A 16,497-nucleotide genomic window follows, 5' to 3' on the forward strand; every position below is an offset into this window, starting at 1 on the left:
GACATTAAAGGCTCTTTAAAAGGAAAAACTCTGATGCACTGCATCAAAATAAAAAGAGATTCTTCGATTCCATTGGAATTGTGGATACAATCTTCTCCTTCCATTTATAATCTAATCGCCGCTATACGTTTCTAAATCTTTTCATTCAATCCGTTCTATAATAATCAAATTTCAATGAGGAAAATAAATTTACCGTTTGACTCTATTATTTCAACTCCATTTAATATCCCTTCAGAATTTTTCACGCTTTTGATTCGAAAAAGGAATTACAATGACGAATGTTCTCCAGCTCAATTATTACTCGATAGGTTATATCTCCGGGACAATCTTTTCCACATTCCTCTTAGTATATCTTTTAAGCTTAAAGGGGAAGTCTAAACAAACCTGGCTTTTAGTCGGATATTTCTTTTTTGCACTGCTTCTAAACTTAGGATTCGTATTAAGAACTACTATCTTTACTCAGGAAGTTGCCAAACCAGCAAGCTTTCTTATAGCGCTCTATACTTGTTTTTCAAACTTAGTTCTGTTATCATTCATCTATTCCTTTCCCAAAAACCGTAATAAAAAAGAATCTTATATTTCCTTCTTCTTCGTTGCGGGAATCGGAATTTTCGGATATTCGTATTATATATTACAAAATCTTAATTCAGAGATCTTTTATAATTTCGATACTCAGCTTTTTGAATTTCAGACGCCACAATCCACCGCCCCGATGGGTTTGGTTCATTTTCTAACTTTCTTATGGATCTTAACCGTAATCATCCGAAAAACCGTCAGCGAGGAGAGAGAATTTAGGAGAAACGAAAACAACGGAGACAATCGATTCTTCCATCTTTTGAGTCCTAATGCGAGAATGTTGCGTTCTTTCGGCTGGGCTGTGATACTTCATACTTGCTTTTCAGCGGTTTATGTTTTGTACGCGGCCAAAAAGATTTCTTTCGCCGACTTCCAGCTTCTTCTTACATCTGCGACGAGCCTGCAGTTATTTATCTATACCGTCATCTATCTAAACAATTCTCCACAACCTTCTTCATTTATGGTAAAGATCGTCGGTGTAACCCTTGTTACCACGCTCACGATCCTAAGCATCGTTTCAAGAATTACCTTTCGAATCAACGAGACCTATTTCGACGAAGCGAGAAATATCGAAGTAGAAACGATTCTAAAGAATATTCAGAAATTAGATAAAACCATCATTCCGGACAAAGTAATTTATATCGCATCGCGACCCAAAAGCGACGGCCTATTCGCTTCTTCTTTCAAGATAGAACACAAAAAGCTAAATACAATTCAGCAGAAGGTCTTATTTCAAAGTGAAGCCAATGAAATGGGGAAATATCTAAATCGACTCCAAAAGAAATCGATTTCATCCAAGGAAGAATGGAAGGATTATTACGGAATCGACGAAACCTCGTCGGCAGCGGTTTCCAATCGTATGTATCGTTCTCTAAAACTCGCAAATGGAGAGACGATCTTATTGGTTCGTTACTTGATCAAAAATGAAAATACGATCTTTGAAGTCGCGTATCCATATTCTTCTTACATGGAAATGGTACATTCTATCGTTTTAAAAATGGCGACCTTGATCGTCTTAACTGCGTTATTGATTCTTTTACTATTTCCATATCTATTTCACGGCGGCCTCATTCGTCCGCTGATGTTGCTTTTGAGCGGAGTCAAACAAGTCAACGAAGGAGAATATAACGTTTCAGTTCCGGTTCAGGCTGAAGATGAAATCGGATTCTTATCCAGATCCTTCAATCACATGGTGGCTTCCATTCGTTCCGCACAAGAAAAACTGAAAGACTACGCTGAAACTTTGGAAGAAAAGGTCGTAGAAAGAACCCATGAACTGCAACAAAGTTTGGAAAAGGTTCAAGAATTAAAAACAAAACAAGACGCGGATTACTATCTAACTTCTCTTCTTATTCAACCTCTTGCTCAAAACAAATCGAAGTCGGAAAACGTTTTTGTAGAATTTCTAACGGAACAAAAAAAGAAATTTCAGTTCAAACGCTGGGCTTCGGAGATCGGAGGAGATCTTTGTGTTTCCAGTAAAATCAACCTGAAGGGAAAATCTTACAGCGTCATTCTAAACGGAGACGCGATGGGGAAATCAATTCAAGGCGCTGGAGGTGCGTTGGTTCTTGGCTCGGTCTTCGAAGCCATTCTGGAAAGATCGAGAAATTCTTTCGATGTAATGAATCTTTTTCCGGAACGTTGGCTTAAGAACACATTCATCGAACTCCATAATATTTTTACGAGTTTCGACGGCACCATGTTAGTATCCGTGTTCGTCTCCCTTCTCGACGAAGAATCCGGTTTATTATATTATATGAATGCGGAACATCCCCTTCCTGCGTATTATCGAGATGGAGTTGCTAACTTTCTTCCGCATCGATTCTTTTATAGAAAACTGGGAATGCCTATCAATATGGAGACTAGTCTCCATATCAATACCTTTCAGTTTCAACCGGAAGACGTTCTGATTATAGGTTCTGACGGACGCGACGATATTCTAATCCAAGATGAAAACGGTACCAACATGAACGAGAATGAAGATTTCTTTCTCAGATGTGTTGAAAAAGGGGACGGACATCTCCAAGAGATCGTAAAAGAAATCAAACTTGCGGGCGAGGTTACCGACGACATTTCTCTGATTAGAGTCGAATACAAATTAGGAAAAGTCATAGAGCCTTCCGAATCCGAAGAAGTGAACAAAACTTACGTCAAAGCTCGTAACGAATTCAAACAAAAGAATTACGACGATACGATTCCTCTTCTTGAATCGATTTTAGAAAAGGATCCGACGTATCAAAGAAATCGAAAAATTCTCAAGCTACTTACAAACGTTTATATTCAAAAAAAAGAATATCAAAAGGCGGCCGAGGCGGCTTTACATTATAGCAACGCGACTCCTGAAGATTCGGATTGTTTATTTATCATCTCTAAATGTTATAAGAATTCCGGAAATATAAAAAATGCCACTGATTTCGGAGAACGGCTAAGACTACGAAATCCGGAACATAAGCAAAATTTAATACATCTTTCTGAAATTTACCAGACCGCGGGCGACGTAAGCCGTGCAACAATGTTGATCAACGAGGCAAAATATTATGAAAACAACGGAAACCACAATGAACAGTGAAGAAACCCTAGTTTCAAACATCAAGAATGTAAAACAATATGCGCCTTCTACGGAAAGAAGACAACACGGTCGGATCGACGTTCGTATGGGCGGGGATATATTATTATTTGCTTCTCATCCCACTTGGAAGGAACCAAAAGAGTTCCGGGTTCTAGATTATTCTTCGCTCGGCTTGGGAATAGAAAGCCTGAGTAAGGATCTCCATTTGTTAAGCGAAGATCTCAAAGAGAATATTTCAGTCATGGTCGACTTTCGTTTATCCCCGAAAGATACGAATCCTTATAATTTCAATTGTCGCATCGCAAACAAATCGCAAAAGGAAGAACAACCTCTTAGATTGGGCCTCCATAGGATTTTAGGCTCCGAAGATCTTTTTCAAGACAGATCGGAAACGATGATGGAGATCTCGGATCAGATCCCTCTTTTCGGATTGATGGATCACCCTTTTCTCTATGATCAAACCTCTCTCATCAAAGTTAAAAGAATCGCGAGAAAACGATTTCTCATCGAGAACTACGATCAATCATTGGCGATTTTTCCATCGATGGACATCGTATTCAGCCTTAATCTTTTTAGCGGAAATGAACCGATTCACGCAAAGGTCGAAGCTGTTCAACCCATTGCCGGCGGAATCAGCTTTTTAGCAAACATCGACTTTCTTTCGGAAAATACGGAAAAGGCAATCGTAAGATACTTTCTTCGTTTGATCGATATCGGTCCGTTTGCTCTTCGCAAACTCGGATTCAATACCGCCAACATAAAGAACATCATGACGTATCGATTCGTCAAATCTCAGCAAGAATACGTTGAAGTTTTGAAGTTAAGAAAACTTGCATATTCGGCTGTAAAAAAATTAAAAAAAGAAGCCGAACTCTCAGACGTATCACATTGGTATGATCCTAATAGTAGAATTATTACCGCTTGGCATCACAATCGTTTGATCGGAAGCGCCAACGTATTCTTTGCGAACGGAGAGGATATTCCTTTCGAATTGCAAAGACATATCAAACCGGAAGAATTCAAAAAACTACCAAACGCCAGGGATATGATAGAAGTGGTCGGCTTGTGTATGCATCACGATTATCGGAAAAGCGATATTTTGATGGGGATCTTTGAACGAATCTTTCATGTTTTGATTACTACAAACAAATCCTATATCATCGCGGCGACCGATCCTTATTTATGGAAAGTTTATGAACCGCTGGGTTTTGAGAAAACTGGAATCAAATATACGCTTCGAAAAAACGATCGAGATTTGGTTTTAGACGTGATTATGGTTCACAGAAGAGTAGGAACTTACGGCGGACTCAAACTGGATCCGATGCGATGGAACGAACTTTATAGAGATATGTCAAAGTATCTGGATGGACAAGGCGTTTTGCCAAAAACGATGGGATATAAAATTCTATCGCCAATCTATAAAACATATATTGAATATGCTAAATTTATGGATAACTCGCAAAGAATGATCAAAGAAACTCAGAATGGGATCATTCAATCCAGCATTGTAAAAAAGGTATTGGACTACGAGATCATCAAACGTTTTATAGACAGTTATCAGGCCGAAGTGGCAAAGAATAATATCAATTCCGATTCAGACATTAGCGATTAATAAGATTATAAAAGGGGGCGATCCGATATCGAATGATAAAGGATCGAATCATCTTCTCATACTCTTGAGGATTGCGATTCCAGTTCTCACTGTGTTTTGCATTCCATTGTGTTAGGTGAATTTCTTTTTCTTTTACGGAAAGCTTAGAAAAAATTCTTTCCGAATGAGAAGGTAACGTGGCGACGTCGGCTGCGGAATGCATCAGCAAGGTTGGAGTCTGAATCATCTCAGCAAAGGATTCGGGAGAAGAATCTTGTAAATCGGCTCCGGATCGAACCGAGGCAAGCCAGATTGCGGAAGGCAACATCGTAAGTATAAGTTTGGAATATAACACAACGGCCCTTTCACGAAAAACGACTGTTGCTTGACTATAAGAAGAATCCGCGAGTAAGAACGAATATCGTTCTTTGGACTTTGCAACAGCCAAAAGCGAAATCGCAGCTCCCATCGATTGACCTGCAATCGCAATTTCCGAGGACTTCAAACCGGTTCTATTTTTAAACCACTGAATGATTTGTAAAAGATCGTCTTTTTCATAATAACCGTATGTGGAAGAATCTCCGGAGCTAAGACCGTGATAACGAACATCATAAACTAAAGAAGGACACCCAAGTCTGTAAAAGAACTGTGCATACTTGAGTACTGAGTAACGAGTTACCGTATAACCGTGTGTAATTACGGACCCACAACGATTTTTGTGTTTCGGTTCAAACAACCAGGCGCGAATGGTTACGTCTTTTAACGGAATCGTTACCTCAGAAGGGCGATCGTCTAACCCAAATTTGGCGAGAGAAGGAATATCTTGCTCCCTTTGATCCTCTTCTAACGTTTTTTTCTTAAAGTGTATGATCTGATCGGAAAAATAAAATACGGCTAATGCATAAAAAATCGAAAATAAACTTATAAGAATTACGATTCGTCTCATTTCATGACTACCATTTGGAAAATGTAAACTATTGAAATGAATTCTTCAGTCAATCGATTATTGCTGATTTTATGAACAAAATGGCAAAAAAAAGTTTTTATCTAACAAACGACTGATTTAAACTATAAAGAGAGAAAGATTATTCGAATATTCTTTTATATTGATACTCAATTGATGAAATTTTATTTTTTTGAAATTAAAATGTGGTTACTATCAATAAATATCAAACAGTAGATTATAAAAATTGAATAAACGATTAAAAAAGAACGATCGACCTAAATAACGGAACCAAATTTTTATTTTTTGACGATATTAAATTCCAAAAAAACCAATTGCTTTTTTATCTCTTCTGTCTATTTTTTTCTTCCAAGCAATTTCTCGCTTAGATTTCGGATTTTTAGATAATCAATACTTGATTCAACTTGGTTTAAGACATTTTTACAATACGGAACCCGATGCAAATTCCAAAAGCGATTCTTTTGACTCAGTGTCTTCAAAACGACTTTACTGCTCTTCTTGAAAAATACGACCCTCTTCCCAATGCCTTGCACGTCGGTTACCAAGAAGCAAAACGATTGTTAGGCGAGATGGTCGAGTACGGTCCGGTTCATTCTTTGATTGAATGGGCCTATTCGGTAAAACCGGAAGATCTCTGGATCATTCACATTCGAGACTGGCACGACGCTTCGGATTCTTCCCAAAAAGATCATCTCGAACAATTCGGGCAACACTGTATTCAAAATACAAAAGGAGCTGAATTCGTATTTGAATCTTGGATCCAAGAAGAACAAAAGAAAAGACATCAAATCGTAAACGCATCTGGATTGAATGATTTCGTAAAAACGGATTTAGAAGAAATCTTAAGACCGCTCAAAGGACATTCTTTAAAAATCGGAATTTCGGGAGTTTGGACCGAAGCCAAAGTTCAATTTCTTGCATACGACATCAAAACAAGATATCCCGAATGGGAAATCGCGATTTGCCCTGCATTGACCGCCTCTTCTTCCATTGGAATGCACTTTATCGCTTTGGATCAGATGAAAGAAATTTTAGGAATAAAAATTTTTCCTTCCATCGGAGCTTTTACTTCTTTCTTAAGCGGAAGCGTTCCGAATTTAGAAAAGAAAATCACACATTCTAGAATATCCACGGATCATTTTCGATACGAAGACGACTACAAAGTCAATGAGACCGACGAAAAACTCCTCCTCTATCTTTTTAGAGATTGCAAAAACGTGGAATTCAAATGTCTGGACGGCGGCTTTTCGGGTAATGTCGTATTAAAATCCAAGTCCATAGATCATATCGGACACAGCCAGGTTCCTTCGGTGATCAAGATCGGTTCCCGAGATCTCATCGCCAGGGAAAGAATTTCCTTTGAAAGAATCGAAGAAGTCTTGGGAAACAACGCTCCTTCCATCGTTGACTTTGCGGAATTAGAGAACAGAGGAGCGATTAAATACCGTTATGCGGCAATGTTGGAAGGGAATGTTCGGACGTTTCAAAAAACGTATGAGGCGACCGAAAACGTTCAAGAATTAAAAAAAATTCTGGATATTGTATTTTTAAAACAATTAGCAAAACTCTACGACGCGTCGGTCCAAGAAAAATTAAACCTATTAGAATATTATGATTTTCAATCTAAATACGCGCCCGGAGTAAGAAAAAGGGTCGAATCGATTTCAGGAAAACCGGCGATTGGTGATACGATTGAAATCGAATCGGGAGTGATCGTTCCAAACGTTTGCAAATTTTACGAAGAAGACCTGGTTACTCTCAAAGAATATGCAGCAGTTTCACACTACACTTCTTATATTCACGGAGATCTGAACGGCGCCAACATCATCTTAGACGCTCAGAACAACGTCTGGTTGATCGATTTTTTTCACACTCACAAAGGACATATCCTAAAGGATTTGATCAAGCTCGAAAACGATATCCTCTATATCTTTACTAAGATTCAAAACTCGGAAGAATGGAGGGAAGCGATCAAGCTCAGCGACGCCCTTCTCAAAGTTTCCGATCTTGGAGTTCCGCTTCCCCTAAACCCGGAAAAACCCTGGAAATATCCTAAGATCGACAAGGCCTATTCGATTATAGCACATCTTCGATCGTATTATCCTTTTCTTATAAAGATGGACCGAGATCCGTATCAACTGCATACGGGAGCTTTACGTTACGCAATGCATACTCTTTCTTTCGACGAATCGAACGAGTGGCAGAAAAAATGGGCGCTCTACTCGGGAACCCTTTGTATCACCGGAATCAGAGAATACATTCAAAAATCAAAGACCCTCCGAATCGATTATCTCAAATCCGATTCGCAACGAGGGGATCTTTCTCGGATCGGACTCACGATTCTTCCCGGTCGAAAGGATCGAGAACGAAATTTAAAAGAAGACGTCGAAACGATTCAGAAAGAAGGAATCACTCACATCCTTTGCCTTCTTACTGAAAATGAATTTTCCGAATACGGAGTGAAGGATCTTAAAGAAGAATACAAAAACCGAGGACTTGACGTTTACTATTGCCCGGTCTTGGATCAAACCGCGCCGTTGATCGAACAGGCAATTCCCGTTCTAAAATGGATGGACCAAGCACTTTCCAAAAAAGGAAAGCTCCTCATTCATTGTGTCGGCGGCTTGGGACGTTCCGGAACTCTCGCAGCGGCGTATACGATCTGGAAAGAAAAAATAAGTTCGAGCGAAGCCATTTCTTTGGTTCGAGAATCCAGAAGTGAAAGAGCGATCGAATCCAAGGTTCAAGAAGAATTCTTATCCGATTTTGAAACAAGAATACTCGATGACATAATTCTAAATTAGAGATTTTGATTATTCCCCAAGCAGAGTTACTCCCTGCCAGTTCTCAGGAACACCGAATCGGCAGTGGTGAACCGACTTCTCAAGATAAACCCTCGCGGCCTGGTCCGCTCGATTTTTTTCGAGAATTCGATTAAAAACCACGCAGGCTTCTTCGAAATGTTTTTCTCGAAACATAAGAATTCCGCGCTCAAATTCTTCCCGAGTATTCATGTAAGAATCAATCAGGTTTTCTGAAAGTCCGTTAAACACTTCCAAGACCGTGTGAACCGTTTTCTGATCTCGAATCTGAATCCGATCCACAACCCGGTAATGATATTTAGAAGAATTTGTTAAACGAAATAGAGTTGAATCCGTGATGAGTAAAGACGACTCATACGTCCGACTGAGTTGTCCTATTTTAGTTACCACGCTTACGGAAGAGGAAATGACGGTGCTTTCCATTCTTTCCGCTTCTCCAATCGTCCCTAATAAAATCGGTCCCGTATGGATGCCGCTTCCGGAACGAACCGGGTCTTTTCCATTCGCAATTCTTTCCCGATTGAATTCTCTTAGAATTCGTTGGATCTCGACCGCGCTGTCCAATGCCTTCTCGGGTTCAGGCGGAAATAAGGCTAAAAAGGCTTCTCCAAAATACTTATCGATAAACCCGTCTTTTTCCCGGATAATCGGACCGACCTTTCCCAAGAAAGAATTGATGAATTCAAAATTTTCTTTTCCATTCATCTTCTCGGACATATCTGAAAACGCGCGGATCTCGTTATAAAGAAGACTCATCTCCTCTTCCACCGTATCTCCGAGTTTTATTTCAAGAATATCATGTTTATTTAATATTTTTAAAAGTTCTCTCGGAACAAAAAGACCGTAAGAAGAGTTCACCTTTTTCAAACTTTCGGACATATCTTCCACGGCGTCGAACGCAAGAGAATATCTTTTTGCAAGAAGATAGGCTTCGGAGAAAATAAACGCGATTAAACCGAATGGCGCAAGGATGAACGTCGGAATGATTCTTTTATTGTAAAAAATGTCCTGACTATACGCCAAAAAGAAAAGAAACAAACCGATCAGAATCGCAATCGATCCGGGCTTTTTGCGGATCAGTGCAAAGACCAAAACGTAAAACCCATAAGCAAAACATAAAAATGTAAATACGTAATAGTATTCGATCGTTCCCGTAAACAAAACCGGATCTTGAGAAACCACGACCAAAGAAAATATCGAAGCGATAAAAACCACAGCGTAACTGATTTCTTTCTTTACTTCGTCCGGAAACAAGGCGCGCAAAAAGGAAGTGGCGAGCGGTGGAATGAGATAAAAACTGAGATAGACGATTCTCATGTGGAAATGATAGTTGATCCCCGGAAAGATCACTTGTATGAGATTCTGACTCGTACTAAGTTCTCGAAAACAAAAGACAAAACAAATGATTCCAAAATACAAAAGAGCCGCGTCTTTCTTTCTCAAAAAATAAAGAGTAAAATGATAGAAGGCCATCGCGACGAGGAAGCCGAGAAGAAAAATATCCATCGTAATTCTTCTTTCTCTCAGTCGAATCACTTGATCCTCGTTTCCAAAAATCAAACGCGCAGTGAGACCTCCTCTCGCGTGATAAAAATTGGAAAGAGGAATCCGAATCTGAAATTCGTTTTTCTGAATTTGAAAAGGAATAACTCTAACGTTCCATTCGGGAACCGACGTATCTTGCGTTTTTCCGGGAACCCCGTGCGCTCCGATTTTTTTTCCGTCGATCCAAATCTCATAGGCCGTTTCCGAAGTTTCCGCGAGAAGAGCGAACTTTCTAAGATCTTGACTCGGAGGTAAAATCACTTTCAAAAAGTATGTTGCGATTCCTGTGCCGGGATAATTTTTTCCTTCGGGGGTTTGAATCCGAGTCCACGCCTTCGGAACCGGCATAAGCCTATTTTTTTCCGGTCCGATATCCTGATTTTCGGAGAACTCATTCCAACGAAAAACCCAATCCCCTTGCATCGCAACAGGACCGTATTCTTCAAAATTCCAAGAGGAAAGATCCAGAACTCCCGAAGAAGCGGATACCTGAGGTCGTTCTACTTCGGTCAAACATTGATTCAAAACAAAAATCAGACCGAGGAAAATCAAAACCTTCTTTTGGTAAAATCTAAATAAAATCATGGGAGGTTTTCTTTATTTTCTTTCCCGCTCTTGCTCTTGGTCAATAAGAATATTGAAAATCGAGTTCTTTACTTTCTTTGAATAAACTCTTTCGGCGAGTCCATCTAAAGTTTTTAAAAAATCGAAATACCTTTTGTACTACGATTCTTTTATTATACGTCTAATACCGTGATCCCATCCCAGTTATTGGGAGATCCGAATCTACAGTAGTGAATCGATTTTTCGAGATACCAACGTGCGGGCTGATCTAATTTATTTCTTTCTAATACCCGATTGAACACAACACAGGCTTCTTCGAAATTCTTCTGTCTAAAATGTGAAATCCCTCTTTCGAATTCCTCTTTTGTGTCCATAAAGACATTGAGAAGAGAGTCGGGTTGTCCATTAAAAACTTCTAAAATAGTTACAATCGAATTATGACCTTTGAGTTGAATTCGATCCAAAACCCGCATCTGATATTTCTCTGGATTTTCCAAACTAAAAAGAACGTGATCCGTGATCAGGATGGAAGAATCAAATAGACGACAGAGTTGTCCGACCCTCGTAGCGAGCGTGACCGAAGCCGAGATTACGGCGCCTTCCATCCTTTCCGATTCTCCGATTGTCCCCAAAACGATCGGTCCCCGATGTAAACCGGTCCCTACTCGAACCGCTTCTTTTCCGTTGCTAATCCTGGACATATTAATTTCTCTTAATATACTCTGGATCCCGATCGCGGTTTCAAGTCCGTCTTCCGTCTTTTGAGAAAACAAGGAAAGAAAAGAGTCTCCGAAGTATTTATCGATAAACCCGTTATGATCGCGGATCAACGGACCTACCTTGCCAAGATAAGAATTGATAAACTCAAAATTCTCTTTTGCGGAAGCCTGATCGGAAATGATCTGAGAAGGACGGATTTCGTTATAGAGAATCGTCATTTCTTCTTCGGCGATGTCGCCTAACTTAACTTCAATAAAACTGTTCTCATTGAGAATTTTCAAAAACTCTCTCGGAACAAAAAGACCGTAAGAGGTGTTTGTCTTGTTTAACGTATTGGTTAGATCTACGATCGCCCCGAAAGCCTGCGAATAACGGCGGGCCAGTAAGTAGGCTTGTGAAAAAAGCATAGCGAGTAAACCGATCGGAGAAAAATAGCCAGTGTTGATAATTCTTTTATTATAAAGAGTGTCGTGGACGCTAACCAGAAAGAACACCAACAATCCATTTAATAGAAGAATGGCTCCGCTTCGTTTTCTTACGATCGCAAGCGTAAGAATATAAAACCCGTAAAAGAAAGTAATAAACGTAAAACCATAATATATATCGATCGTACCCGTAAAAAAAGAAGGAGAAGTAATGAGAACTAGGACCGAAGAAAAACCTCCGAAGGAAAGAATTCCGTAATAAAGATATTCGTTGAGTTCCTGCGGAAACAGAGAACGAAAAAAGGCAGCGAAGATCGGAACGGTCAGATAAAACGAAAGATAAACGATCTTACTATGAATCGAATAGTCCAAACCAGGAATCAAAATTTGAATCAGATTCTCACCCGTGCTGATCGAACGAAAACAATATACAAGACAAAGAAGACCGAAAAAAAGAACCGACTTTTCTTCTTTGCGAAGAAAGAATAACGTAAGATGATAGAGGGCCATGATCGCCAAACTACCGAATACGAACACTTCGATCGTAAGTCTTTTTTCACGGATCGACTGAATGGGAGCGGTCTTTCCGATAAAAAATTTTCCGGTGAGCCCGCCTCTCGCGTGGTGAAAATTAGAGATAAGAATTTTAAGATTGAGTTCTTTTTCCGAATTCAAAAACGAATAGATCTTTTTGTTCCATTCCGGCCTTGAACTTTCAGAACTCACGCCGACGGTTCCTATCGATCCCAATTTCTTCGAGTTAATATAAATTTCGTATGCTGTTTCGGAAATATCCGATTGAAACGCTAATTCTTGACCGACTAAAGAATCCGGAAGTTTGATCTTCAGAAAGTAAGTCGCATAACCTTCGGAAGGAAATTTATTTCCTTCGGGGTTATCGAGTTTCACCCAGGACTTCGGAACCGTTGCAAAGAGGGAACTTTCAGTCCAAGATTCTTGAGAAAGTTGATTCCATAAAAATCGAAATTCTCCTTCAAGAAGCGCCGGTCCGTTCGCTTCAAAATTCCAATGAGTGAGATCTAAGATTCCTTTCTCAGCTTTTGGAAACGGAATCGATTCCATCCAAGAACAGGAAAAAAAGAAAAGAACAAAAATCCAAGAATAGATTCTCGGAGCTTTCATATTCTTATCCAAAAATTCGATCCGGAAAACACGTTTCCAGTTTGAAAGAAAAGTTCCGTATAAGTTTAGATTTCATGTTTGTTTGATATGGACTCGTTAGACCGATTGTGAAAGGATATTTTGCTTTGTGAAAGGAAAAGGTCAATGAATATTCAAACTGTATAAATCGATTTCCGTTTCTCTTCCCTTAACTTTAAACTTACCGAGAGAATTGCATCGCTTCCGATTTTCATCCGAAAGAAGCTGATAAACTGCGGAGGAAAAAAGAATTTTTTCATTAAGAGAAGAACAAAGACCTTCGATTCTCGAAGCGGTATTCACGCTATCTCCGATGACGGTGAAATCCAATCGATTTTTAGAACCGATCGCTCCTTGAACGACTTCTCCATAATGAAGTCCGATACCGGATTCTAAGATAGGAAATTGAGAAAGACTCCATTCTCGATTGAGAATCTCCAATTCTCTTTGCATCTCTTGCGATGTTTTTAACGCGGCGTCCGCCGGAGAATTTACATCCACGAGTCCGCCAAACACGGCCATGATGGCGTCGCCGATAAATTTATCGATAGTTCCGCCGTTTCTCGTGATACAATCCGCCATACGATCAAAGTATTCGTTCAGCTGAAGAATCAATCGATCCGGATCCGACTTTTCGCTTAGGGAAGTGAACGATCTCAAATCGGAAAATAGTATGAGAACCTTTTTCTTTTCCGTACGATCCGTAACTCCTTCTCTTAACAATTTCTCTTTTACCTCTTCGGAAACAAATTGTCCGAAAAGTCTGGAGATATTCGATTTTTCTTTTTCTCTTTCCAAAACTTCCGAAAGAAGACGTTTTGTATTTCTTACGAGAACGCCGACTACAACGCCGGAAAAAATCATCATCATTGATTTAAAAAAATAAATCGGAGGATCGGTAAGATCGTGCCACTGAAGAACATCCTTGGAATGAATCTCCAAGATTCCATCCCTCGAAAGAATGTAAAAGACAAGATACTGAAGACCGCAATAAGAACCGGAAAGAATCGATAACCGTTCATTCAGAGCAAAACCCGAAAGGATTATCATAAAAAAATAAAGATAAGAAGCGGGGCCGGTAATGTAGGTGGCGGCGCCTAACGGAAGATAGGCCTCGGCGAGGACATACAAAATTCCCGGAACCGTAGAATAAAACAAGATCACAAGATAGATCCGTGCGCCTTTCACCATTTTGAATTTTGCAAGGAGATAAAAGAAAAAAGAAGCGATCCCTCCGATGAGAGTCCATAAAATCGGCACCTGCATCTGAAAGATGATTCCTTTTCTTTGCATCCAAATCAGAGCAATCGCAGAAGTCGTTCCTAAAACGGAAGAATAGAAACTTACCTTTTGTAACGTAGAGTTGATCTCAAATTCTAAATAAGAAGAATACGATTCTTTATCGCGAGGACTTGTCATGGCCTCGTGAATCTTTCACAGAAGAATTAAATTTCAAAGAATTTTTAGAGGAAGGATGGTTTTTTGTGACTTCAGACAATCGATCTTAAAATTCTCGGCCGCAGTTTTTTACGCTCCTTTCCTTCTGAGAACCAAAAATGAAATCGAAAAAGGCCCAACTCCTCGATGATAGAAAAAGAAATGAATTATAATCTTGAGTTCCCAATAAAAAATTCTCATAAAATCACCCCTTCCCCATTTCCAACCGGGAAATAACCGCTCCCGTCTTTCATTAATTTAAAGTTATGCGAAACACAAACAACAAAAACGAAAATCCATCAAACCGTGATACAGAGATTGTCCATAAATTATTTATAACTGTATTCCTACATTAAAATCCTGATTCGTATGGATATATATCTTTATTTATATATTATAATTATATTATATAAATTTATTGAATTAGATATAATTCATTCAAAGCGGTGGAGCTAAGCTTGTTAGAAGGTAAACTAAGAGGAGAACCTTCTACATGAAAAAACACACTACGAAACTCGTAGCTTTACTTGTTCTGACAATGCTTTTGTCCGCTTGTAAGAAAGATAAAGACGACAACACGGCAACCACAGCGTTACTCTTCCTTCTGGATCAAACCAGCGGAAACTGCGCGGTCGTGCAAAGAACCAATTCAACCCTATTTTCAGCAAGCTTAAGCGTGATCCCAAAGGGCGGCTGTAACCAAGCAACGATCGTAGGATCTACTTTAGCTGCAAATACATTGATTACGCAAGCAAACTACGATGTAGCACAAACACTCGCTACATCTTTGGGATGCAATGCCAACACAAGCAACGCCCTTACAAACGCAAAAAATGCTGCAGCAACAGCAAACGCAACTGCATCAGCTCAAACAACATTTGATACGAACGCCGAAAAGACTAGATATTTTCCAATTGCTGACCTCAGAATCGAAGGGCTCGTAGCATTAAACACGGCGTTGTCGCCTTTGGGATTTTCTCAAGCGGAAATATTAGCCCTCAAGACCGTGAGCGTAGACCTTATCAAAACGCTTGCTCCTCTTAGCTTCCTCACTATTGCTGCGACCGGCGCTGGTGACGCCGCCTGCGTGACTGCAGCTGGAAATAAAATAACCACCGATTTCGCTGGCGTTTACGGTTTCGATCAGACCGCGACTACAAAGGCAAAAATCTCAAAGCTTGCACAAATTCAGTGTACATACGGAAGTGGCGCCGCTGCAAACAGCACCTGCGCAACCTTAAACACTCAATTCTGATTTAAACAAAGTTTATATTCTAAGGAAGGCTATTCGAAGAGAATAGCCTTCCTTACGGTAAAATTAAAACGGTATTTGTATGCAACTTAGATTCTTGAACAAACGGATTCTTCATTACACGTTATTGTTCTCGCTCCTAAACTGTAATTCTCCTTTCGAAGTTACCTCACACGATCAAAACAAAGACGGTAAAATAGAGAACATACTCTATACAAAAACCGATTCTAAGATCTCAATCTTTATGGAAACCTTTGAATATCAAAAAGAAGTTCCGGATGATTGGATGTGGTTAAAAATGGACCCCAAGGATCCAAAATCATACCAAGCATTGTACAATGAGATCGCTTCCAAAGATCCTCAAAAAGTAGATTCAAAAATTTGGTTCGGACCCGGAAATCTAAAACTCATTGAAAAGGTGGACCGGGATCTGGATGGTTTTTTTGAAACAACACAATACTACAATCGTTTTGCAAAACCTAAGATCAATTCCGGTATTATTGCGAGGATCGAAATCGATTCCGATTTAGATCAAAGACCGGACATTTGGATCTATCCGATGAAAAGAATGGAATTGGATACAAATAAAGACGGAGTTCCCGACAAACAAACATCCGATCCTAAGACAATCGGCGAGGCCTTGAAAACGAGAAAACAAACAATCACTTCTAAAACGTCGTCTCTTTCTCCGGCTCAATCTTGGGCGCTGCATCCCGAATTAATTCAAGACGAGAGCCTGAAAGCGGTGATCCTCTTTTCGATCTAACTATTTTTTTGAATATTCAATTTTAATAATGTTTTTATTTTTTCTATAGACGAACCTGAAAAGAAGAAAATGAAATGATGATAATCTATTTATTATAGAATC

The 16,497-nt window shown here is 39.5% G+C and carries 9 protein-coding genes; 5 read left to right on the plus strand and 4 right to left on the minus strand.

Annotation, left to right across the window (positions count from 1 at the left end):
- Positions 1 to 271: 271 nt before the first annotated feature.
- Together A0128_RS16865 and A0128_RS16870 are read left to right on the plus strand one after the other, a co-directional pair.
- Positions 272 to 3,148 carry a SpoIIE family protein phosphatase gene (locus A0128_RS16865; RefSeq protein WP_069608572.1) on the plus strand — a complete coding sequence of 959 codons (2,877 nt, stop codon included), beginning with the start codon at positions 272 to 274 and terminating at the stop codon, positions 3,146 to 3,148.
- Complete coding sequence (locus tag A0128_RS16870; RefSeq protein WP_069608573.1) at positions 3,138 to 4,760, plus strand: N-acyl amino acid synthase FeeM domain-containing protein; 1,623 nt, start codon at positions 3,138 to 3,140, stop codon at positions 4,758 to 4,760. The genes A0128_RS16865 and A0128_RS16870 overlap by 11 nt, the downstream gene beginning before the upstream one ends.
- On the opposite strand, the gene A0128_RS16875 is transcribed toward A0128_RS16870, so the two are convergent.
- On the minus strand, positions 4,750 to 5,685 hold the full coding sequence (locus tag A0128_RS16875) for an alpha/beta hydrolase (RefSeq protein WP_069608574.1): 936 nt from the start codon (positions 5,683 to 5,685) through the stop codon (positions 4,750 to 4,752). The two genes, A0128_RS16870 and A0128_RS16875, sit on opposite strands and share 11 nt — an antisense overlap.
- 455 nt (positions 5,686 to 6,140) lie before the next feature.
- On the opposite strand from A0128_RS16875, the gene A0128_RS21915 reads away from it, so the two are divergent.
- The gene (locus A0128_RS21915; protein WP_083244161.1) at positions 6,141 to 8,507 is read left to right on the plus strand and encodes a dual specificity protein phosphatase family protein; all 2,367 of its coding nucleotides are present in this window, start codon (positions 6,141 to 6,143) and stop codon (positions 8,505 to 8,507) included.
- Positions 8,508 to 8,516: 9 nt separating this feature from the next.
- Here A0128_RS21915 and A0128_RS16885 read toward each other — a convergent pair whose 3' ends face one another.
- The 3 genes from A0128_RS16885 to A0128_RS16895 all read right to left on the minus strand — a co-directional run bounded on the left by A0128_RS16885 (position 8,517) and on the right by A0128_RS16895 (position 14,359).
- Positions 8,517 to 10,655, minus strand: coding sequence for an adenylate/guanylate cyclase domain-containing protein (locus A0128_RS16885; RefSeq protein ID WP_069608575.1), 2,139 nt, complete (start codon positions 10,653 to 10,655; stop codon positions 8,517 to 8,519).
- Positions 10,656 to 10,807: 152 nt separating this feature from the next.
- A complete protein-coding gene (locus A0128_RS16890; protein WP_083244162.1) occupies positions 10,808 to 12,922 on the minus strand; it encodes an adenylate/guanylate cyclase domain-containing protein in 2,115 nt (704 codons plus the stop codon).
- A gap of 141 nt (positions 12,923 to 13,063) precedes the next feature.
- Positions 13,064 to 14,359 carry an adenylate/guanylate cyclase domain-containing protein gene (locus A0128_RS16895; RefSeq protein WP_069608576.1) on the minus strand — a complete coding sequence of 432 codons (1,296 nt, stop codon included), beginning with the start codon at positions 14,357 to 14,359 and terminating at the stop codon, positions 13,064 to 13,066.
- A gap of 511 nt (positions 14,360 to 14,870) precedes the next feature.
- Between A0128_RS16895 and A0128_RS16900 the strand changes: the two genes are divergently transcribed.
- A complete protein-coding gene (locus A0128_RS16900; protein ID WP_069608577.1) occupies positions 14,871 to 15,632 on the plus strand; it encodes a hypothetical protein in 762 nt (253 codons plus the stop codon).
- 79 nt (positions 15,633 to 15,711) lie between these two features.
- Positions 15,712 to 16,395, plus strand: coding sequence for an Lsa25.6 family adhesin (lsa25.6, locus tag A0128_RS16905; protein WP_069608578.1), 684 nt, complete (start codon positions 15,712 to 15,714; stop codon positions 16,393 to 16,395).
- Positions 16,396 to 16,497: the final 102 nt, after the last annotated feature.

It is taken from the genome of Leptospira tipperaryensis (assembly GCF_001729245.1).
Taxonomy (GTDB): Bacteria; Spirochaetota; Leptospiria; order Leptospirales; family Leptospiraceae; genus Leptospira; species Leptospira tipperaryensis.

What these genes read in the sequence shown, in the direction of transcription:
- lsa25.6 (WP_069608578.1), top strand. Translation starts at nt 15,712, where the DNA reads ATGCAACTTAGATTCTTGAACAAACGGATTCTTCATTACACGTTATTG.
- A0128_RS16895 (WP_069608576.1), bottom strand. Translation starts at nt 14,359, where the DNA reads ATGACAAGTCCTCGCGATAAAGAATCGTATTCTTCTTATTTAGAATTT.
- A0128_RS16900 (WP_069608577.1), top strand. Translation starts at nt 14,871, where the DNA reads ATGAAAAAACACACTACGAAACTCGTAGCTTTACTTGTTCTGACAATG.
- A0128_RS16875 (WP_069608574.1), bottom strand. Translation starts at nt 5,685, where the DNA reads ATGAGACGAATCGTAATTCTTATAAGTTTATTTTCGATTTTTTATGCA.
- A0128_RS16870 (WP_069608573.1), top strand. Translation starts at nt 3,138, where the DNA reads ATGAACAGTGAAGAAACCCTAGTTTCAAACATCAAGAATGTAAAACAA.
- A0128_RS16890 (WP_083244162.1), bottom strand. Translation starts at nt 12,922, where the DNA reads ATGAAAGCTCCGAGAATCTATTCTTGGATTTTTGTTCTTTTCTTTTTT.
- A0128_RS21915 (WP_083244161.1), top strand. Translation starts at nt 6,141, where the DNA reads ATGCAAATTCCAAAAGCGATTCTTTTGACTCAGTGTCTTCAAAACGAC.
- A0128_RS16865 (WP_069608572.1), top strand. Translation starts at nt 272, where the DNA reads ATGACGAATGTTCTCCAGCTCAATTATTACTCGATAGGTTATATCTCC.
- A0128_RS16885 (WP_069608575.1), bottom strand. Translation starts at nt 10,655, where the DNA reads ATGATTTTATTTAGATTTTACCAAAAGAAGGTTTTGATTTTCCTCGGT.